Below are 16,803 nucleotides of genomic sequence, written 5' to 3'. Positions count from 1 at the left end.
CGAACGCTCAAGCCCGGGAATGTCGCGCCACGGGGCATCGATCAACAGGAGGTTGCATATGCATGGAAGGAACCTTGCAAGTCTCGCGCTCTTCATGGTCCTCGGCGCGTGCGCGTCCAGTGACCGGGTGGAAGGCGCCGACCGGGGCGCACGTTCATCCGAAGCCACATCCGACGCTCAGCCACTTCTACGGGACGCCCAGTCGTGGACGCCGTACGCAATCGAGAAGGGCATGGGGGCGCAGTGGTGCCCGGACGATCCAAGCGACGAGAGTGGCAGGGTGCGACATGGCGGGCTCAACAGGGCGTGCGTTGGCTTGCTGCCCAGGCATCTGGCTGACGTTCTGGTCGCCATCCCCACTGAACAGATATTCCTGTCCACCGCCGAGCGAACTGCCCAGGTCCGTCGACCACAGTCCTATCTGGCGCTGCCCGGACGCGGAGGCCGGCCAGACGTCATGGCCAGTGTCGACATGCTTGAGGGCATCCTGCTGCGCTCCTTTGAGGGCACGAACCCTTCGGATACCGTTTACCTCGTTGTGGGCCCCTTCAAATGCATCGACGGCGATCCGCTGGTCGCGCGGGAAGGCGAGTATCTGGTGGGAACGGAAGCCTGCCAGTCGGCGCATGCCGAGACGCGCCTCTACAAATGGGTAGCCAACGGAAAACTGCGCGACGTCACCAGTGCGTATCTGCCCGTGCCTTCAATGACGCCGGCCGAGCACGCATTGACCGCGCCCTTCAGGCCAAATCTGGAGACCGGAAAACTGGACTACGCACCCGTCATGCGATGGGTCGTACCGCTCAAGGACGCCTCGCCGCCCGGACGGGTGGACGATCACGAGTACGATCCAGTCGCGATGCCCGATTGGGTTCGCGAGACCAGAAGACTGGGAGACGGGTTGCATCTCGGCTTTGTGGTCTGGAACGGGAAGAGCTTCGAGATTCGACAGCGGGTGCCCAGATCGCTATGGCCACTGCCGTACTGCGACCCTCTGCGTCCCGACACCAGATGTCGCGATCGCAGTCCGGTCCGTGACGATCACTTCGATCCTTTCGTAGATAAGGACAGCTCCAAGCAGGCAGCAGGAACGGACGTGGCAGTGCCTGCGCCCATCCAGCCCTCTGTGGACTGGCCAGCTACGGTCGTAGCAGAGCGTGAGTTCCCGGCGGTGGAGGTCATCATCGATGAGCGCCGCAAGCCTTCCAAGCTATGGCTGATGTCGTCGCATGAGAGCGGCGTGGCGCAGGCCCTGGAATTCTTCTCGGGTGAGCGCGTCGCGGATGTCCAGGTCGAGTCGACCGGTTCGAACTTTCCCGCCGAGAGGTTGGACTACACCTTCGCCTACAGTTTCACGGACCGTAGTGGGCATCGATATGCGTCCGTCCCGGGAATACCGTACACCGTAGGTACCGACCAACCATCGATCTATGGTGCTTGGAAGGATCAGAAGGGTAGCGGCCATGACGTCGTGCTGGGTGACTACCTGTTTGAGCACACCACCGTGACCGGACCCGACGGAATGCCGAAGGGCGTCGATACACCGATCGATGTGCGACATCTGTTCGCGGGGCAATCCATCTGCGAGACAACGGCCTGTGTCGCTCGCACGCAGGCGCCCTTGCAGCAGGAGGTCGAACCTGGGTTCGAGCCGATCACGAAGATCATTGCCGACTACAACAGCGAGAAAAAATGCTGGGTCACCCTCCCGACGCTCGCGGTGGACCTTCGGGACAACACGATCCTCATCGCCATCGGCGACAAGGTGATCCGGTTGAGCAGCAAAGACCTGTCGCCCATCGGCTCCGTGGGGAGCGTCCGCATCATCGACGTCAGGTATTAGAGACAGAAGGCGCCATGAGGCTCGAACGTGAACGCACAACGCCGAATCTTGCGCTTGCCCACGCCGAGTACAACCCGGCCAGTGATCCAGGCCAGCGCTTGATGCCGAAGGTCTTGGTGATGAGCGAACATGAAAACTTGAACCCTGCAAGTAAGGATCGGCAGTGATATCGACGAAGAGATTAGCCAGTGCCTGGATTCTGGTGTTGTCGCTAGGATGGGCAACTTCGGCATGTGGAACCCCGCGCGAGATAACGCCAGTGCGATCGTCGGTCGCGAACGCATCGGACGCTCCTGCCCAGCCTGCAAGGCCGTTTGCAGGCGTGTGGAGTGTCTGGTGGTGCGAGGAGCCTGTGGTTTCCGGTAGGTCCTGCGGAGGTTTCCGCGCCTACCTGTCGCAAAGCGATTCGCGCATCTGCGGAACGTATGGTGGTCTCGATCAAAGAGCGAATCGCCTGGACGAAGGCGAGCCACGATCCATCATCGGGACGGTGGTGGATTCCACCGCCGTGCTCGCCATAACAAGCGGAAGGAGTCGTGGCATCTACTTGGTGACGGCCAAGCTCGACAGCGGTGCGCTCGACTGGAATGTCGTCGGTGAAGTGAAGGAGAGCGCTAATGGCGAGCCCGCCTTGATCGCTGATGGCGACGTGCTTACCAAGAGTTCGTCAGCCGACGACCTGAGCTATCTGGACGAAGTAATGCGCGATTGCGCTTCGGAAGGACCTGAACATGACTGACGACAAGGGCCAGTACCGGGCAGCCAGGCCGCGGCCGCAGCGCTACAGCGGCTTGTCGCTGCGCACTGGGTGGAAACAGAACGGCCCCGCGATGCGGGGCCGTTCTGCGTTCAAGTTGCCGGTGCAGGGGCGAACGCGCGACGGATCGATCGGGCCAGGCCAGCGCGTGGCCCTGCGTCCTCCGGACTGAACCTCGCGGCTTCAATCAGCATGCGTACCGGGCGCCGTAGTCGCATCTGTAGGTGGCGATGCGGTCCGCAACATCGCTCAAGCGTCCAGCATCTCCCGATGCACGGCAACCTGCGTTATCACCCCGACGCTGCCCTGATAATCCGCGGGCACAGCATATCTGCTGGATAGCACGGGTGACTCGGAGGCCCCCGACTCGCAGGCATGTCCTCCAAAGCCTTGCAGGGACTGCCTTCCCCGTGTTGACGCCCCCGCTCGCGCAACTGAATACTCCGCGTTATCACCCCAGAACGGGGTCTACTAGGCGTTAGGTGCCGCTTGTGAGGAATCGGCTATTCGTTCCAATAGCTATTGTTCTTCCGACTCTCCTTGTCGGCTGCCCGAGCGCGGACTACCCCACCTGTTCAAGCGCCCCTGTTACTCATCCCGGCGGCCAATGCTCTGCCTACTACTACCAGACTGACTATGGCTCCGGGGGCGTCACGACCCAAGCCATGACTGATTGTGTTGTTGGCTCGCAACGACTCGGAGGCAACATCGTGACCTTCCACACGCTTCAGCATGGCATCGGCCTCCGGTGGCTTGACTCAAACACTCTTGAGGTTTCGGTTCCGGATGGCGTCAAGCTAGAGGATCAGCGTACAAGTGCAATCTACTCTGGCTATCCACTAAGCTACACATATCGCAATCTGCAACCGGACAGTCCAGAGTTTACGGGGTGCAAGCCCAAGCGGCGGACGGGCGACACCTAACAATTCATTCAAGCCGAACCCGCTTCGCGGGTCGGCTTAATTCAGGCGTTAGCGGCCCAATTCGGCGTTCCAACTAGACACACAAAGACCCAATGGCACCAACATCTTCCGCAGGGTATGCGCAATCGGGTGGAGCGTCCTGCCCCGTGTGTGGCGGTGCGAGGCTAGATAAAGCACCTCCCTCTTGGCCAGAGAATGGCCAAGTCACTGTGTGGGTGGGCTGCGAGGATTGTCGGCACGTCTGGATGGAGACGTACAGCCTCGCTGGGTACAGCGAGCTTGAGTTCTCTCCCAAACCGGCACTTCCCGTTTGAGCGCAGACATGTCATTACCCGGGCAGGCCGCTAACAATTCATTCAAGCCGAACCCGCTTCGCGGATCGGCTTAATTCTGGCGTTAGGCCCGCTGAGATCGTATGACGCACAGTGACTGGCTAGAGCTTATGCAGTTCCCGCCCGAGTGGACGGCATGGAACCTCATTCCCTCAGAACTAGCGGCCAAGCAGCTTTCCGGTTACGAGCCTGGGCATGAGGGTGCATCGGAGCATGATCGTCACGGAGCCTTCCAGTGGTGGCTCAAACAGCACCCGCGATCTGAACTGTTGGTACAGTTGGCTCGACTGTCTTGGCTCGACCCAGATCAGCCCATGGCTCAGTACGTGAGAGACTGCATTGCCAAGCAGTCTGGAAACAACGCAGATGTGGTAAATGCGCTTGTCACCCCATACCAACGGGCCTAACAATTCATTCAAGCCGACGCTGCTTCGTGGCGCGGCTTAATTCAGGCGTTAGACCGCATAGGATAGGCTCATGCAGCTTGTAACCCAGGTCGCTGAAAGCCTCGGATGGCTGGCGGTTCTTGCCGGCCTTCTGCTGCTCTCGTATCGCGCAGGCAAGATTTTCGGCAGCATCCTGATCGTCTGCATGCTAGCGATAGCCTTATGGAGCATGTGGAGCGAGCCCATCGTGGAGTGGCTTGATGCTTTCTTGTTCGGCACCACCCAAGTGCCTCACGTGTCAGCTGGCAAACTAGATGTGGCTTCAGCAATTTATGCTGTCGGAAATATGCACATAATTGGCCGCGTGTGCGAATCAGTTCTGATTCTGTGGCTTGGCCTGTCATTCCTTCTGGCAGTGATCGCGACAAAGAGGAGCAAGATGCGGTCTAACAAATCATTCAAGCCGAACCCGCCGCGCGGGTCGGCTTAACTCAGGCGTTATCACCCCAGACCGGGGGCTGCCAGGCGTTAGGTGCCGCGAACGGATATGCGAACCCTGCAGGAAATCCTCCAGTCCACTTCGGACGTCTTGTTCCCCGCAGAGCTTGGGGAGCGCGAGGTCTCCCTCGACAGCCAAGACTGCAATGGATATACGCCCTTGCACGTATTGGCCTGGAGAGGGGACTCTGCGGGGGCGAAGGCCCTGATCGCGGCAGGAGCCGCACCAGATGGCATCGGCGACATGGGTGAGACCCCTCTGCACGTCGCCGTTCGCCAGGAGAATTCGGAGCTAGTCGAGGCGCTTCTGGAGGCGGGTGCCAACCCTGACATCCGGTCGGAGTTTGGTAAGACCCCACGAGAAATGGCCGCTGCCAAAAGTGATGCTGTTGCCAGGCTGCTAGGACGGGCGGCACCTAACAGTTCATTCAAGCCGAACCCGCTTGGCGGGTCGGTTTAACTCAGGCGTTAGGCCGCGAATGCGCGCACCGCTGCTTCTGATAGCAATGGCGTTCTCTGCGGTCGGTTGCGGTCGCGCAACACCAGTCAGCGTCGACAATCAGTCGGGCGGGATTCTGGAGGATGTTGTTATCTCAGGCTCTGGTTTCGAGCAGCCTCTCGGCGATATCGCTACAGGAGTGACGGCCACAACGATGATTTTTCCCAAAGGGGAGTCCGGTCTTGAAGTGTCTTTTCACTCTCAAGGGCGACATGTTGTTCTGCCTCCCAGTGGTTACTTTGAAGGTGGTGGGCAGTACGCCGTGACTGTCGTGGTTACACCGGACCTTGGAGCAGATGTGGATGCCGACTTGCGCCCGTACTAGGTCCAGCTCGTGGTCTAACAATTCATTCAAGCCGAACCTGCCTCGCGGGTCGGCATAACTCAAACGCTAGGCTGTCTTTGGGGAGAGTTCATGAGTATCAAAGCGCTGCTGCTCGCCGTAGTCGGCCTGATCGTCGCCGGCTTCTACGCGCTTGAGTCTTACCTGTCGTTCCAAGCAAGCGGCTTCACGGTTCCCTTGCTCGTTAAGCTCATGATCTGCGGCGCTGGGGTGTACCTGTTCGTACGCAACATCAAGCGCATCAAGGATGGCTCTGGTGATTCTTCGGCCAGTGCAACCTAATAAGTTCAAGCCGACGCCGCATCGCGGCGCAGTCCAACTCAGGCGCTAGGCAGCACATGATCAAGTCTGTGGTGATCACTTCCTTGGCCGGCGCTGCCGCTATCGGCAACCTGTATGTTCTCGCCAAATGGCGCCGCCCTCGGGCACGAGGATCTCGCAACCTTGCCGTCACTTCGCTGGCGTGCCTCGCAATCGCTGTCTTGCTGGCTTTCGATCTCTTCACGCAGATATGGGTGGCTCGCCCCAATTCCATCTCCAAACCCATGTTTCTTGGTTTTGGTTTCGCATCCATCGTCCTCTCTGCTGCTGCAGTGGTGACCTTCGTTGCAAGGTGGCGCAAGCATCGGCATGCTGCTGCCTAACAACTCATTCAAGCGAAGCCCGCTTCGCGGGTCGGCTTAACTCAGGCGTTAGATATTCATGGAAGTTTCTGCAAGCGATGTTCAAGGCCGAGCGAAGGTCTCTCGCCTTGCAGCCACTGATCCCAAGGCTGCGCTTGAGCTAGCCGGCACGATCACTCATGCGTGGTATCGGTGCCAGTCTCTTACGGCCGCTGCGGAACAACTGTCTGGCAAAGAGCAGTTGGCCGCGCTTTCTAAAGCCTTTGCTGCGGCAAAAGAACAGGATGAGCCAAATCGCGTTGTTACAGTCGCGTCTCGGCCTGTTGGAGCTCTGGCCAGGATCGACCCGCAATTGGCCGCGGAGTGGGTTTCAGAGCTTCTGGCCATCGCTGGCACTGAGCCCCACAACCTAAGGCGGGCACACGCCCTCCAGGCCCTGGCTTTCACGACTTCGCCCTATTCTGGAGTTCTAGGAACTGTTATCCCCGCGCTAGCAAAGACCTTGCTCGGGGGTCGCGGCCCGCGCATTGACAGGGTCATCCGGGATACCTTTGAGCTAGTCCGCTCGACACATCCTCAACTGCTTCATGACCTTGCTAGGCATCACAAAGCTGGTCAGCAACAACAAAAGCTTCTTGCCTCAGTTCCAAGCATGGAGATCTAAAAGGCCATTCAAGCCGACGCCGCTTTGCGTGTCGGCTTAGTTCAGGCGTTAGCTGACACTAGTAAATTCGAGCCCAAGGCAGAGATACGAGATGACAACCTTCGAGTGGATCGCCCTAATTCTTTTGTTTCTGATCTTTCTTCGCTGCGGCAGCCGAGCAAGCGTGGAGATTCGCGGCACTGCACTTGCGGAGCTTTCATCAACTCGCGATCACTTGAGTGTCATCAACCATAGACTTAGTGAGATTGAGGTGGCCCTTGGGAACATTGCGAGCGACGTGCAAAGGGTGCACATATCTACCCGTCCGAGCCACCCGTCGGACTAGCTTTAAGTGTTAGCCAATAGTTCATTCAAGCCGATCCCGCTTCGCGGGTCGGCTCAGTTCAGGCGCTAGGTACCATGGGAAGAGCTCTTTCCGTCATTGCGAGCATCATCGCCATCGCCCTCCCTTTGGGCGTCGCGTATGCGCTTCGTCCCACTCCAGAACAGAACAACCACGCGATGATGTGGCTGCTCCTGACCGCCACGAGTTTGGTTGTCTCCAGCCTGCTGTCGGGTTTCGCTATTTACTATGGCCAGGCCAGGTTTCGGGCGTTACCGGCGCCACGTCCACTGCATCGCAAGATTGAGCTTGGTGTACTCATGCTTCCGCCAATATTGTTCACGGCAGTCGTTGTATTTCGGGTGCTGTCGTCCGGCACCTGACAGTTCATTCAAGCCGTTAACGGCGATGTACATATCCGACGGCAACGACTGCATCGCCCAGATTGCAGCCTGACCTCCGCACAACGTCGACCCTCACTGTCAAGACCCGGCCGGGAGTGTTCCGTTGCCTGCCAGTGCGTTCAACTGGCGCCGCTGGCGTATCAGGGAGGTGGATCGCCGGTCCTGCATCGCATTCCCGAACTCGACCACTGGAGACAGAGATGGCGTTCAAAGCCCGCATGATGTGCGTACCGGCCCTCATGGCCCTGTGCCTTTCCATGACCGGTGCGCCGGTGCAGGCCACGACGCCCGCCACCAAGCCGCTGCGGTTCGTCCTGTATGCCGGCATGGACCCGGCGGGCAGCGACACCGTCAATCCCACCTGCTACTCGAACATCATCAGTCGGCCAGGTCCGGCGGGGTGGGGCGGCCCCGGCTTCCTGCCGCCGGGATCCGGCAATGAGGCGCTCCGCATCGTCGAAAGCCTGCGAGCGGACTTCCTGGCCAAGTGCCGCGCCGCCAGCCAGCGCAACATCCCCGATACGCGTTTCCAGTACCAGTGGAACGGCGCCACCCAGGACAGCGAAGACCGCCTCGAACTGATGATCAAGCGCCGGTTCCGCGAAGACGTGCACATCACCATCAACTGAAGGCGACGGATCTCCTTCCTTCCGAGAGCCCATAACGATCAAGGCCCGCGTTAGCGGGCCTTGTCGTTGGTGCCTCAGGATCGTTCGGCGTCAAACCGCCTCAAACCGGTTCGCCGCCACGTTCTTCCGCACCTTCGCCGGATCCCAGATCCGTCCGTTCATCGCGATGTACACGCCCGGCGGCAGCGACTGCACCGCGCCGAGCTCGGGGAGTCCGCTTACCTCACGGCTCCTTCGCACACGGAGCTGCCTGCCCGTCCTGTCAGGGCTGGCACGACAGCTGCAACACGCGAAGGGCGTTCTCCACGTAGTCGGCGAGGTCCTCGTTGTTGACGGAGATAAGTGCGTAGGGCGCGCGTTGGTCGGTCTTGATGAGGAAATCAGTCAGGCCGATCCATTGCCTCTTCGATCGCTGGAAAGTGGCGATGCGCCAATCGATGCGATAGGGGCCGCCGAACCGGATGCGGGGATCTCCCTCCAAGTTGTACACCCACTTCGAGTCTTCACTGTAGACGCGTTCCTTGGTCAGGCCGTCTGCCGGGAACGTGAAGCTGTAGTCGGTGTTCTTCGCACCCGTAACGTTGACGGTTACGGATGTCGAGCAGTCGTCGTACTTCTCTTCCTTTCCCACGTGCCCGAAGTCGGTGAAATCGAACTGCGCATGGACCGGCTTGCGGAACGAGCTGTGCTCGCTCCAGCCCCGCAGGAACTTCTTGTTGTAGCTGGTGGCTACTGCCGTGGTCGAGGCGACCAGGCCGAAAGTTTCACGGTCGTTGAGATCATTGCCGATGGTGAACGCAATGGTGCGGCTTTGGAGCATCTGGCTCAGGAAGCGCTGTGCGTCTTCCGAACTCATGGCCAGTTGCGCGTTGGCCTGGTAGGGCATCAGGCCAAGAAGACCGCAGGCTGCCAGTGTCAACAATCTCATGTCCATCCCATCGCCCTCATTGCGCGCCAGCGGGACATGGATACTGCACAGGTGCGCATTCCATGGTCACGGTGCAAGAAGAAAATCCTTTGACTGCATCGCAGTTCAAGGGCCCGAGCTTGGCAGGCGAGGACTGCTGGCAGCTTGTGGCGCTCTTCCTCTTCATGTCGGCGTAGATGGTCTCGGCACGCTCCCGTGTCATGAGCATCACGCCGGGCAGGTAGTTGAAATTGATGACATTCTTCGTCGCATTCGATCTGCACATCCTGGGGCGCCTGGTCGCGATCCGCTCCCGCAGGTCCACCAGCTGCCTGATCTCCTTGTCCCGGCCCGATCCGAAGCGCTTGCGCTCTGCCGCCACCGCCGCATCCTTCCGTTCGGCCGCGCTCAGGGCGTTCTGGAAGTCCGCCTGCTGCTGCGTATCTGCTCCAGCCGAGCGCGATGGTGGCTGCCTGGAGGCCGCACCGGGCGCGCCGCCGCTCCTGAGCGAGTTGACCTGCAGCGTGCTTCGAGGATCGCCACCTCCTCCTGACCGGACGAGATCAACGATGGCCCGATGGCTGCAATCCATTCCCCACATCTGATTGCTCGTTCTGCCCGGACCAATCTCTTTGTTGTGCGCTTGGAATTCATCACTGAGCGCTGAGCTGCCGGAATTGAAGTGGACGTGGCGAAGGCGGTTGTTGTCCAAAGTGAAGGTGGCCTTCTGGCCCTTGAGGCGCTCCGCGAACGCGTCAACGGCGGTGGAGAAGAAGGCAGCTGACGTTACCCCCGGGCACTCGCGTGGGTCGTATTCCAGAATGCCGGAGAAGAAGCCTGCCACCTTGCTGTCGGAAGCAGACGCTCCGGGAATGAAGATGTACCCATACTGGCCATGCCGGTTGGGATCATAGCCCTGCGCTGCAGCCATGAACGGCCACAGGAATCCGACTACGAGCGCTGCGCGCCATAGAACACCACGACAAGTCATGCACGATCCCCTGTTGACGCCCTGCGCTGATCCGCGCCCGTGTGCGCTCTCGATCCTTCGCGAATGTCCCCGATCATCCGCGCTCCGCGCCACTCCCAAATGGGAGTGGCCGGAGGCCTCGCCGAGCATAGCGTCGCGGGAAGGGGCCAGAAAGCAGCTTCCTGGCCCGTAAAGCGAAAGGCCCGCGTCAGCGGGCCCTGTCGTTGGTGCGTCAGGATCGTTCGGTGTCAGACCGCCTCGAACCGATTCGCCGCCACGTTCTTCCGCACCTTCGCCGGATCCCAGATCCGGCCGTTCATGGCGATGTAGACGCCCGACGGCAGCGACTGCACTGCGCCGATGGCGCAGCCGATGTTGAACTCCGCGTCCGAGCCGCGGAAGCGGGCCGGGCTGAGGGCGCCGGTCATCACGATGGTCTTGTCCGGGATGGAGGCCAACACGTGGCCCGTCTGCACCATGCTGTCGGTGCCGTGCGTGACCAGCACGTGCTTCGTGGACTGCGCCGCGATGGTCGCGCGGACCAGCTCGCGGTCCTCGTCGGTGATATGCAGCGAATCCTTGCGCAGGATCGGGATGACCGTGAAACGGAACGTCACCCCCAACTCGCGCAGGATCATGCCGATCTGCGGATCGCCGATCTGGTAATCGGACTTGTCGTCGAAGTAGATCTTGTCGATCGTGCCACCGGTGGTGACGATCAGCAGCTCGTCCATCTCAATGCTCCTGCCGGCGCTCACGGCGCGCCTGGCGTTGTATCCGGGGAAGTCAGGTCGTACGGCTCGCCGTAGTGCTCGCAGATCTTTTCCAGCGCGGGCGAGGGCGGGGCGACGACACGGGAATTATCGCCGCTTTGGCGGAGGAACGTGCAGACCACGCCGTCGACGGTGTCCGCGTCGCCACTGGCGCCCACCTGCACCATCAGGTCCATGTTGTCGTAGTTCAGCGGCAGATCGTGCGGCGCATCCAGCTTCCACAGGTGGTATTCCCAGCTGCAGCAACTGCTGCGGCCCGATTCCACCAGCCAGCCGTCCATGACCTGCAACTCGTAGTAACCGCCATTGAAGAAGTGGCGCAGTGTTTGCGTGGCGGGGTCGATCCGGTAGACGTCGCCCTCGCAGTTCGGCCCGGCGCCGCACATGCCGCGCACCTCGACCTCGTGCATCCCGTCCTGGTCCAGGTCGACCAGGTCGACGTGGCCCATGCTGTTGTAGACCACCTCCTGCGTGACCTCCAACCGGTCGCACACGCGTCCCGCATCGCAGGTGAGCGTGGCGACGTAGCGGCGCAGCTCGGGCGAGGCGCATTCGGTCTGCACGGTCAACACGCTGCCGTCGCGGTTCTCCGCGCGCGCCGGTTCGCCCGGCTCGCAGACCGCGTCTTCCTGCGCCCACGCGCAGGGCGCCAGCAGGCACAGCAGCAGCGCGACGGCGAAGCGCATCACGGCTTCCGGCCGAACCGCTTGGCGAACGCCGGCCAGCTGGTCGCCAGCACGATGCCGATCGACAGCACGATGCCCACCCAGGCGAATTTCGCCTTCACCGGATCGGCCCACGCCACCATCACCCCGTGCGAGAACCAGAACAGCGCGAAGACGCCGGCCCAGAACGCGGCGGTGCGTCGACGCGCCATCACGCCGATCATCAGCAGCAACGGCGGCAGTGCGAACACCAGCAGCGCCAGCGTGTACTGGCGGTCGCCGTAGAACCACACGGCATACAGGATGGCCAGCAGTTGCAGCAGCGCGGCCAGGACGAGGCGCGAGCGGTCCATCAGCGCGACTCCAGGCGGCGTGCGATGTCGGCCACGCGGCGGCCGAGCGCGCGGGCGAGCGCGGCTTCCTCGTCACTGGGGTGCGGGTCGTCCTCGCCACCGGCCACATGGCTGGCGCCGTACGGCGTGCCGCCGGTGCGCGTGGTGCTGAGCTGCGGCTCGGTGAAGGGAATGCCGACGATCACGCAGCCGTGGTGCAGCAGCGGTACCTGCATCGACAGCAGGGTCGATTCCTGCCCGCCGTGCTGGGTGGCGGTGGAGGTGAACACTGCGGCCGGCTTGCCGACCAGCGTGCCGCTGGCCCATTCCGCGCCCAGGCCGTCGATGAAGTGCTTGACCGGCGCGGCCATGTTGCCGAAGCGGGTGGGGCTGCCGAGGATCAGGCCACTGCATTCGGCCAGGTCCTGCTTGTCCACGTAGGGCGCGCCGTCCTCGGGCACCGGCGGTGCGGCCTGCTGCGTCACCGCGGCCACCGGCGGCACCGTGCGCAGGCGCGCGGACATGCCGTCCACTTCGCCCACGCCGCGCGCGATCTGCCGCGCCAGCCGCGCCACGGACCCGCCGCGGCTGTAGTAGAGCACCAGGATCTCGGGCATCGGGCCATCTTCGTTGCGTGGAAGGGGCCTAGTATCGGCGATGTCGGTCCCGTGACGCATCGGTTACCCTTCCGCCCATGGAGCCATTGGACTCGTTGAACCGCTGGACCGAACGCGTGCGCGACCGCGCGCGCATGGGCACGTTCTTCCGCTTCCTGGCCAAGCGCTTCCTCGACGACCGCCTGTTCCAGGCCGCCGGTTCGCTGGCCTACACCACCCTGTTCGCACTGGTGCCGCTGGCGATGGTGGTGTTCGGCGTGCTGTCCGCGTTCCCGGTGTTCCAGGAATGGAGCGCGCAGCTGCGCGACTACATCTTCGCCAACTTCCTGCCCGGCGCGGCGGTCAGCCTGAAGGAGAAGCTGGACGGCTTCCTCGCCAACACGGGCAAGCTGACCGCGGTGGGCGTGATCGCGCTGGTGGCCTCGCTGCTGATCACGCTCAACAGCATCGAGACCACCTTCAACCGCATCTGGCGCGTGCACAGCGCCCGCCCGAAGCTGTCGCGCTTCCTCGTCTACTGGACGGTGCTGACGCTGGGCGCGCTGATGGCCGCGGCCTCGTTGGCGCTGTCGGCACGCTTCTATGCGCTGCCCGTGTTCGCGACCAGCGGCGGCAAGTGGCTGCAGACGCTGTCGCTGACCGTGGCGCCGGTGCTGATCGAACTGGCGGCCATCGTGGTGATCTACCGCGTGGTACCGCACCGGACCATCAAGTGGCGCTACGCCGTGGCCGGTGCGCTGCTGGCCACCGTGCTGCTGGAACTGGCGAAGTGGGGGCTGGGCCTCTACCTCGGCAGCTTCAATGCGTACCAGAAGATCTATGGCGCGGTGGCGGCGGCGCCGATCCTGCTGCTGTGGATCTTCCTGTGCTGGGTCGCGGTGCTGCTGGGCGCATCGCTCGCCTCCGGCATGGCGGCGTTCCGCTACCAGCCGGTCGCGTTGCGCCTGCCGCTCGGCTACGAACTCTACGGCCTGCTGCGCATGCTGGGGCGCTTCGCGCAGGCGCGCGAGAAAGGGCGTGGCCTGCACAGCGACCAGATCCTGGCGATGGAGCCGATGCTGACCGATTCGCTGATCCAGCAGATGCTCGGCCAGTTGTCCGGCATCAACCTGCTGCGCCGCGACGAGGAAGGCGAGTGGCTGCTGTCGCGCGACCTGGACGACCTGACCCTCGGCGATCTCTACGAAGCCTGCCAGCTGCGCATTCCCGTCGCGGAAGCGCATCTTCCGTTCCACGACGATGCGCTGGGCTGTGCCGCGCGCACCGCGCTGGACGATCTGCGCATGCCCTTGCGCGAGCTGTTGAAGAAGCGCGTCAGCGATCTGTTCGTCGAATCCAACCAGGAGCCTGCATGAAGTCCGTTTCTTCCCTGTCGCTGGCCCTCGTGCTGTCGCTGGCCGCCTGCAATGCCGGATCGGCGCCCGCCGGCGTGGCCGAGCCGGCGATCGAGGCGCATGTGCAGACCGTCGATCCCGCCACGCAGAAGCCGGCCGATCGCACGGCGGACGTGCCCACCCTGCAGGTCAAGACACTCGACGATGCCGACTACACCCTGGCCGCGCATCGCGGCAAGTGGGTGGTGGTGAACTTCTGGGCGACGTGGTGCGCGCCGTGCCTGAAGGAAATGCCCGACCTGTCCGCGCTGGACAAGGACAACGAGCACATCGAAGTGATCGGGCTGGCCTATGAAGAGATCGAGGCGGACGAACTGAAGGCCTTCCTCGCCGAACGGCCGGTGGTGTATCCCATCGCCATCCTCGACGTGTACAACCCGCCGGCCGACTTCGCCACGCCGCGCGGTCTGCCGTTGACCTACCTGATCGCGCCGGATGGCAAAGTGGCCAAGCAGTTCCTCGGCCCGGTCACCGGCAAGGAGATCGAAGCGGCCATCGCCGCGGCCGGTGGCCCGCCAGCGAAGGCGTGATGGCGACGGCGCGTTTCATCGTCAGCGGCAAGGTGCAGGGTGTGTTCTTCCGCGCCTCGACGCGTGAGCGAGCGATGGATCTCGGGCTGTCCGGCCGTGCGACCAACCTGCCGGATGGGCGCGTGGAAGTGGTCGCCGACGGTGATGCGGCGGCGCTCGATGCCCTGGAAGCGTGGCTGCACGACGGGCCACCCGCCGCGCGCGTCGATACTGTCGTGCGCGATGTGTGGACGGGGCCGGTGACCGAAGGCTTCGTCACCGGCTGACGGAGTGGATCAGGGCGAGTCGCCCGTGGTGTCGCGCAGGCGCAGGGCGCGTGCGGCCTGTTCCTCGTCCAGCGGCGGGGGACGCGCGATCACGGTCTGCATCGGCTCCTTCCAGCCGGGAATCTTGCGCGCACCGGTCTGGATGCCTTTCGCCGCGAGTCCTGCCAGCACCGGCACGATGCCGCCGTTCTTGCCCAGCTGCTCAAGGCTGGGAGGTTCCTTCCAGCGGCGCTCGAAGGCGGTCGGCGGCACGTCGACCGGATTCTGGAAGCGGTAGAGATCCAGCACTTCTTCTGGTTCGGGTCTGACGACCAGCGTATCCAGCGTGGTGGCCGGATCGTCGTCGGTTGTGGTGGTGGCGTCGGGGTCCTGGGCCATCGCGCGCGAGGCGGCCAGCCACAGTGCGGCCATCAACGGCATCCGCATGCGTCAGTCGCCGCGCTGCGGTTTGATCGGCTTCAGCACGCCGTAGCGCTCCTTGTGCAGCTTGCCCTTCAGCGGCGGCAGGCCCAGCGGTTCCAGCGGCACCTCGGTGTCGGGCAGGCGGTCCAGCAGGTCGCGGATCAGGGTGAGGCGGCCGGTGCGCTGGTCGTTGAAGTCGACCAGGGTCCACGGTGCATGCTTCGTATGCGTGGCCTTGAGCATGGTCTCGCGCGCGGCAGTGTAGTCGGCGTACTTCTCGCGCGCCTTCAGGTCGATCGGCGACAGCTTCCAGCTCTTCAGCGGCTCTTCGGCGCGCTCGGCGAAGCGCTCTTCCTGCTGTGCCTGGTCCACGCACAGCCAGTACTTGAACAGCAGGATGCCGTCGTCGGTGATGCCGCGCTCGAACACCGGTGCCTGCTGCAGGAAACGTTCGTGCTGCTCGTCGGTGCAGTAGCCCATCACCTTCTCGACGCCGGCGCGGTTGTACCAGCTGCGGTCGAACAGGACGATCTCGCCCGCCGCCGGCAGGTGCGAGATGTAGCGCTGGAAATACCACTGCGTGGCTTCGCGCTCGCTCGGCTTGGGCAGCGCCACCACGCGGCACTGGCGCGGGTTGAGGTGTTCGGTGATCGCGCCGATCGCGCCGCCCTTGCCAGCGGTGTCGCGGCCTTCCATCACGATCACGATGCGCGCGCCGCAGTGCGAGGCCCAACGGGCCATCGCGGCCAGTTCCAGTTGCAGCGGCTTGAGGCGGGCGTCGTAGTCCTTGCGCTTGAGCGGTTTCATCGCGGCATCCTGTGCGGTGGTGGGGGAATCAACGCTTGCGGCGGGCCTTGTGTCCGGCCATGCCGCGGGCGACTTCCAGCAGTGCGCCCTGTTGTCGCGTATTGAGCGCGCGGTAGGCGGCGAGCAGGTCGTGTTCGCCCTGCGTGCGGGCGGGGTCCAGCGTGGTCGCCAGTTCCGACAGCAGCGCGCCCGCTGGTACGCCGAAGGCGCGCGCCAGTGCGGCGAGCTGGTCGCCGCCGGGCATCTTCTCGCCGGCGAGCCAGGACTTCACCGTCGCGACGCCGGCACGCGGGATGGCGGCGGCGAGGTCGGCGGCGGTCAGGCCGCTGGCCTTGGTGAGCAGACGCAGGGTGGCATCGAGGGACATCGCAGGCTCTCCTTGCTCATTCCTTCAGGCGGGGACGCAGCGTGGCCAGGTTGCAGGGTCGCGTGCGTGCATCGAGCTGGGCGCGGATGATCTTCTCCCACGCCGTGCGGCAGGCCGAGGTGGACCCCGGCAGGCAGAAGATGAAGGTCTGGTTGGCCAGTCCGGCGAACGCGCGCGACTGCAGCGACGAGGTGCCGATCTCTTCGACGCTGACATGGCGGAACAGTTCGCCGAAGCCGGGCATTTCCTTGTCGAGCAGCGGCAGCAGCGCTTCGGGCGTGGAGTCGCGACCGGTGAAGCCGGTGCCGCCGGTGACCAGGATGCCGTCGACGGCGGGATCGGCGATCCACTGCGAGACCTGCGCGCGCAACCGGTAGCGATCGTCCGGCAGCAGGGCGCGTTCGTGCAGGCGGTGGCCTTCCTGCGTGAGTGCGTCGATGAGGTAGTCGCCGGAGCGGTCTTCGGCGAGCGTGCGGCTGTCCGAGACAGTCAGTACGCAGAGGTGCAGCGGGATCAGTGCGTCGGCATGGCTCATGCCCGCAGGGTAACG

23 protein-coding genes and 1 pseudogene are annotated in these 16,803 nt (G+C 63.2%); 13 read left to right on the top strand and 11 right to left on the bottom strand.

From position 1 onward, the window contains the following. The first annotated feature begins 58 nt into the window (after positions 1 to 58). The 10 genes from IB225_RS05295 (at position 59) to IB225_RS05245 (ending at position 8,223) form a co-directional block, all read left to right on the top strand. Positions 59 to 1,843 (top strand): hypothetical protein, encoded by a 1,785-nt coding sequence (locus IB225_RS05295; protein ID WP_192310154.1) that lies wholly within the window; start codon positions 59 to 61, stop codon positions 1,841 to 1,843. 14 nt (positions 1,844 to 1,857) lie between these two features. Then, positions 1,858 to 2,010 (top strand): hypothetical protein, encoded by a 153-nt coding sequence (locus IB225_RS05290; protein ID WP_192310153.1) that lies wholly within the window; start codon positions 1,858 to 1,860, stop codon positions 2,008 to 2,010. A 383-nt stretch (positions 2,011 to 2,393) separates the two neighbouring features. After that, positions 2,394 to 2,582 (top strand): hypothetical protein, encoded by a 189-nt coding sequence (locus IB225_RS05285; protein ID WP_192310152.1) that lies wholly within the window; start codon positions 2,394 to 2,396, stop codon positions 2,580 to 2,582. Next, a complete protein-coding gene (locus tag IB225_RS05280; RefSeq protein WP_192310151.1) occupies positions 2,575 to 2,772 on the top strand; it encodes a hypothetical protein in 198 nt (65 codons plus the stop codon). Before IB225_RS05285 ends, IB225_RS05280 begins: the two co-directional genes overlap by 8 nt. A gap of 1,560 nt (positions 2,773 to 4,332) precedes the next feature. Next, the gene (locus tag IB225_RS05275) at positions 4,333 to 4,731 is read left to right on the top strand and encodes a hypothetical protein (RefSeq protein WP_192310150.1); all 399 of its coding nucleotides are present in this window, start codon (positions 4,333 to 4,335) and stop codon (positions 4,729 to 4,731) included. Positions 4,732 to 5,218: 487 nt separating this feature from the next. Beyond that, positions 5,219 to 5,563, top strand: coding sequence for a hypothetical protein (locus tag IB225_RS05265; protein ID WP_192310148.1), 345 nt, complete (start codon positions 5,219 to 5,221; stop codon positions 5,561 to 5,563). Positions 5,564 to 5,653: 90 nt separating this feature from the next. Beyond that, entirely contained in the window at positions 5,654 to 5,863 is a 210-nt protein-coding gene (locus IB225_RS05260) for a hypothetical protein (RefSeq protein ID WP_192310147.1), read from the top strand. A gap of 56 nt (positions 5,864 to 5,919) precedes the next feature. Further along, complete coding sequence (locus IB225_RS05255) at positions 5,920 to 6,225, top strand: hypothetical protein (protein ID WP_192310146.1); 306 nt, start codon at positions 5,920 to 5,922, stop codon at positions 6,223 to 6,225. A gap of 1,042 nt (positions 6,226 to 7,267) precedes the next feature. Next, on the top strand, positions 7,268 to 7,573 hold the full coding sequence (locus tag IB225_RS05250) for a hypothetical protein (RefSeq protein WP_192310145.1): 306 nt from the start codon (positions 7,268 to 7,270) through the stop codon (positions 7,571 to 7,573). 221 nt (positions 7,574 to 7,794) lie between these two features. Then, positions 7,795 to 8,223: a hypothetical protein gene (locus IB225_RS05245; RefSeq protein WP_192310144.1), complete on the top strand. Its 429-nt coding sequence runs from the start codon at positions 7,795 to 7,797 to the stop codon at positions 8,221 to 8,223. Between the two features lie 90 nt (positions 8,224 to 8,313). On the opposite strand, the pseudogene IB225_RS05240 reads toward IB225_RS05245, so the two are convergent. The 7 genes and pseudogenes from IB225_RS05240 to wrbA form a co-directional block, all read right to left on the bottom strand. Then, positions 8,314 to 8,427 (bottom strand): annotated as a pseudogene (locus tag IB225_RS05240) (asparaginase); the annotation flags it as partial. 58 nt (positions 8,428 to 8,485) lie between these two features. Next, complete coding sequence (locus tag IB225_RS05235; protein ID WP_192310143.1) at positions 8,486 to 9,151, bottom strand: hypothetical protein; 666 nt, start codon at positions 9,149 to 9,151, stop codon at positions 8,486 to 8,488. Positions 9,152 to 9,167: 16 nt separating this feature from the next. Further along, positions 9,168 to 10,061 carry a hypothetical protein gene (locus IB225_RS05230; RefSeq protein WP_192310142.1) on the bottom strand — a complete coding sequence of 298 codons (894 nt, stop codon included), beginning with the start codon at positions 10,059 to 10,061 and terminating at the stop codon, positions 9,168 to 9,170. Between the two features lie 287 nt (positions 10,062 to 10,348). Further along, positions 10,349 to 10,834, bottom strand: coding sequence for an asparaginase domain-containing protein (locus IB225_RS05225; RefSeq protein ID WP_192272499.1), 486 nt, complete (start codon positions 10,832 to 10,834; stop codon positions 10,349 to 10,351). A gap of 20 nt (positions 10,835 to 10,854) precedes the next feature. Next, the gene (locus tag IB225_RS05220) at positions 10,855 to 11,559 is read right to left on the bottom strand and encodes a hypothetical protein (RefSeq protein ID WP_192310141.1); all 705 of its coding nucleotides are present in this window, start codon (positions 11,557 to 11,559) and stop codon (positions 10,855 to 10,857) included. Then, complete coding sequence (locus IB225_RS05215; protein WP_192310140.1) at positions 11,559 to 11,891, bottom strand: DUF2069 domain-containing protein; 333 nt, start codon at positions 11,889 to 11,891, stop codon at positions 11,559 to 11,561. Before IB225_RS05215 ends, IB225_RS05220 begins: the two co-directional genes overlap by 1 nt. Then, positions 11,891 to 12,487, bottom strand: coding sequence for an NAD(P)H:quinone oxidoreductase (gene wrbA / locus IB225_RS05210; protein WP_192310139.1), 597 nt, complete (start codon positions 12,485 to 12,487; stop codon positions 11,891 to 11,893). The genes IB225_RS05215 and wrbA overlap by 1 nt, the downstream gene beginning before the upstream one ends. A gap of 77 nt (positions 12,488 to 12,564) precedes the next feature. On the opposite strand from wrbA, the gene IB225_RS05205 reads away from it, so the two are divergent. From IB225_RS05205 to IB225_RS05195, 3 genes are read left to right on the top strand one after another with little or no spacing between them, the layout of a single operon-like run. Further along, the gene (locus tag IB225_RS05205) at positions 12,565 to 13,842 is read left to right on the top strand and encodes a YihY family inner membrane protein (protein WP_192310138.1); all 1,278 of its coding nucleotides are present in this window, start codon (positions 12,565 to 12,567) and stop codon (positions 13,840 to 13,842) included. Further along, positions 13,839 to 14,411 (top strand): TlpA disulfide reductase family protein, encoded by a 573-nt coding sequence (locus IB225_RS05200; protein ID WP_192310137.1) that lies wholly within the window; start codon positions 13,839 to 13,841, stop codon positions 14,409 to 14,411. The genes IB225_RS05205 and IB225_RS05200 overlap by 4 nt, the downstream gene beginning before the upstream one ends. Continuing rightward, positions 14,411 to 14,677, top strand: coding sequence for an acylphosphatase (locus tag IB225_RS05195; protein ID WP_192310136.1), 267 nt, complete (start codon positions 14,411 to 14,413; stop codon positions 14,675 to 14,677). The genes IB225_RS05200 and IB225_RS05195 overlap by 1 nt, the downstream gene beginning before the upstream one ends. A 9-nt stretch (positions 14,678 to 14,686) precedes the next feature. Here the strand turns inward: IB225_RS05195 and IB225_RS05190 are convergent, their stop codons facing one another. Genes IB225_RS05190 through moaB form a run of 4 tightly spaced genes read right to left on the bottom strand, consistent with a single transcriptional unit; the run spans position 14,687 to position 16,788 of the window. Continuing rightward, a complete protein-coding gene (locus IB225_RS05190; RefSeq protein ID WP_192310135.1) occupies positions 14,687 to 15,088 on the bottom strand; it encodes a hypothetical protein in 402 nt (133 codons plus the stop codon). Positions 15,089 to 15,106: 18 nt separating this feature from the next. Further along, complete coding sequence (ppk2, locus tag IB225_RS05185) at positions 15,107 to 15,886, bottom strand: polyphosphate kinase 2 (protein WP_192310134.1); 780 nt, start codon at positions 15,884 to 15,886, stop codon at positions 15,107 to 15,109. Between the two features lie 28 nt (positions 15,887 to 15,914). Further along, positions 15,915 to 16,253, bottom strand: coding sequence for a helix-turn-helix domain-containing protein (locus IB225_RS05180; protein ID WP_192310133.1), 339 nt, complete (start codon positions 16,251 to 16,253; stop codon positions 15,915 to 15,917). A gap of 16 nt (positions 16,254 to 16,269) precedes the next feature. Continuing rightward, complete coding sequence (moaB, locus tag IB225_RS05175) at positions 16,270 to 16,788, bottom strand: molybdenum cofactor biosynthesis protein B (protein WP_192310132.1); 519 nt, start codon at positions 16,786 to 16,788, stop codon at positions 16,270 to 16,272. Positions 16,789 to 16,803 lie beyond the last annotated feature (15 nt).

The organism is Pseudoxanthomonas sp. PXM02, assembly GCF_014851805.1.
Classification (GTDB): Bacteria; Pseudomonadota; Gammaproteobacteria; order Xanthomonadales; family Xanthomonadaceae; genus Pseudoxanthomonas_A.
This window is presented reverse-complemented; position numbering and strand designations above follow the sequence as displayed.

Coding starts and splice junctions, on each gene's coding strand:
- IB225_RS05295 (WP_192310154.1), top strand. CDS start 59: ATGCATGGAAGGAACCTTGCAAGTCTCGCGCTCTTCATGGTCCTCGGC.
- IB225_RS05290 (WP_192310153.1), top strand. CDS start 1,858: ATGAGGCTCGAACGTGAACGCACAACGCCGAATCTTGCGCTTGCCCAC.
- IB225_RS05280 (WP_192310151.1), top strand. CDS start 2,575: ATGACTGACGACAAGGGCCAGTACCGGGCAGCCAGGCCGCGGCCGCAG.
- IB225_RS05275 (WP_192310150.1), top strand. CDS start 4,333: ATGCAGCTTGTAACCCAGGTCGCTGAAAGCCTCGGATGGCTGGCGGTT.
- IB225_RS05265 (WP_192310148.1), top strand. CDS start 5,219: ATGCGCGCACCGCTGCTTCTGATAGCAATGGCGTTCTCTGCGGTCGGT.
- IB225_RS05260 (WP_192310147.1), top strand. CDS start 5,654: ATGAGTATCAAAGCGCTGCTGCTCGCCGTAGTCGGCCTGATCGTCGCC.
- IB225_RS05255 (WP_192310146.1), top strand. CDS start 5,920: ATGATCAAGTCTGTGGTGATCACTTCCTTGGCCGGCGCTGCCGCTATC.
- IB225_RS05250 (WP_192310145.1), top strand. CDS start 7,268: ATGGGAAGAGCTCTTTCCGTCATTGCGAGCATCATCGCCATCGCCCTC.
- IB225_RS05245 (WP_192310144.1), top strand. CDS start 7,795: ATGGCGTTCAAAGCCCGCATGATGTGCGTACCGGCCCTCATGGCCCTG.
- IB225_RS05235 (WP_192310143.1), bottom strand. CDS start 9,151: ATGAGATTGTTGACACTGGCAGCCTGCGGTCTTCTTGGCCTGATGCCC.
- IB225_RS05230 (WP_192310142.1), bottom strand. CDS start 10,061: ATGGCTGCAGCGCAGGGCTATGATCCCAACCGGCATGGCCAGTATGGG.
- IB225_RS05225 (WP_192272499.1), bottom strand. CDS start 10,834: ATGGACGAGCTGCTGATCGTCACCACCGGTGGCACGATCGACAAGATC.
- IB225_RS05220 (WP_192310141.1), bottom strand. CDS start 11,559: ATGCGCTTCGCCGTCGCGCTGCTGCTGTGCCTGCTGGCGCCCTGCGCG.
- IB225_RS05215 (WP_192310140.1), bottom strand. CDS start 11,891: ATGGACCGCTCGCGCCTCGTCCTGGCCGCGCTGCTGCAACTGCTGGCC.
- wrbA (WP_192310139.1), bottom strand. CDS start 12,487: ATGCCCGAGATCCTGGTGCTCTACTACAGCCGCGGCGGGTCCGTGGCG.
- IB225_RS05205 (WP_192310138.1), top strand. CDS start 12,565: ATGGAGCCATTGGACTCGTTGAACCGCTGGACCGAACGCGTGCGCGAC.
- IB225_RS05200 (WP_192310137.1), top strand. CDS start 13,839: ATGAAGTCCGTTTCTTCCCTGTCGCTGGCCCTCGTGCTGTCGCTGGCC.
- IB225_RS05195 (WP_192310136.1), top strand. CDS start 14,411: ATGGCGACGGCGCGTTTCATCGTCAGCGGCAAGGTGCAGGGTGTGTTC.
- IB225_RS05190 (WP_192310135.1), bottom strand. CDS start 15,088: ATGGCCGCACTGTGGCTGGCCGCCTCGCGCGCGATGGCCCAGGACCCC.
- ppk2 (WP_192310134.1), bottom strand. CDS start 15,886: ATGAAACCGCTCAAGCGCAAGGACTACGACGCCCGCCTCAAGCCGCTG.
- IB225_RS05180 (WP_192310133.1), bottom strand. CDS start 16,253: ATGTCCCTCGATGCCACCCTGCGTCTGCTCACCAAGGCCAGCGGCCTG.
- moaB (WP_192310132.1), bottom strand. CDS start 16,788: ATGAGCCATGCCGACGCACTGATCCCGCTGCACCTCTGCGTACTGACT.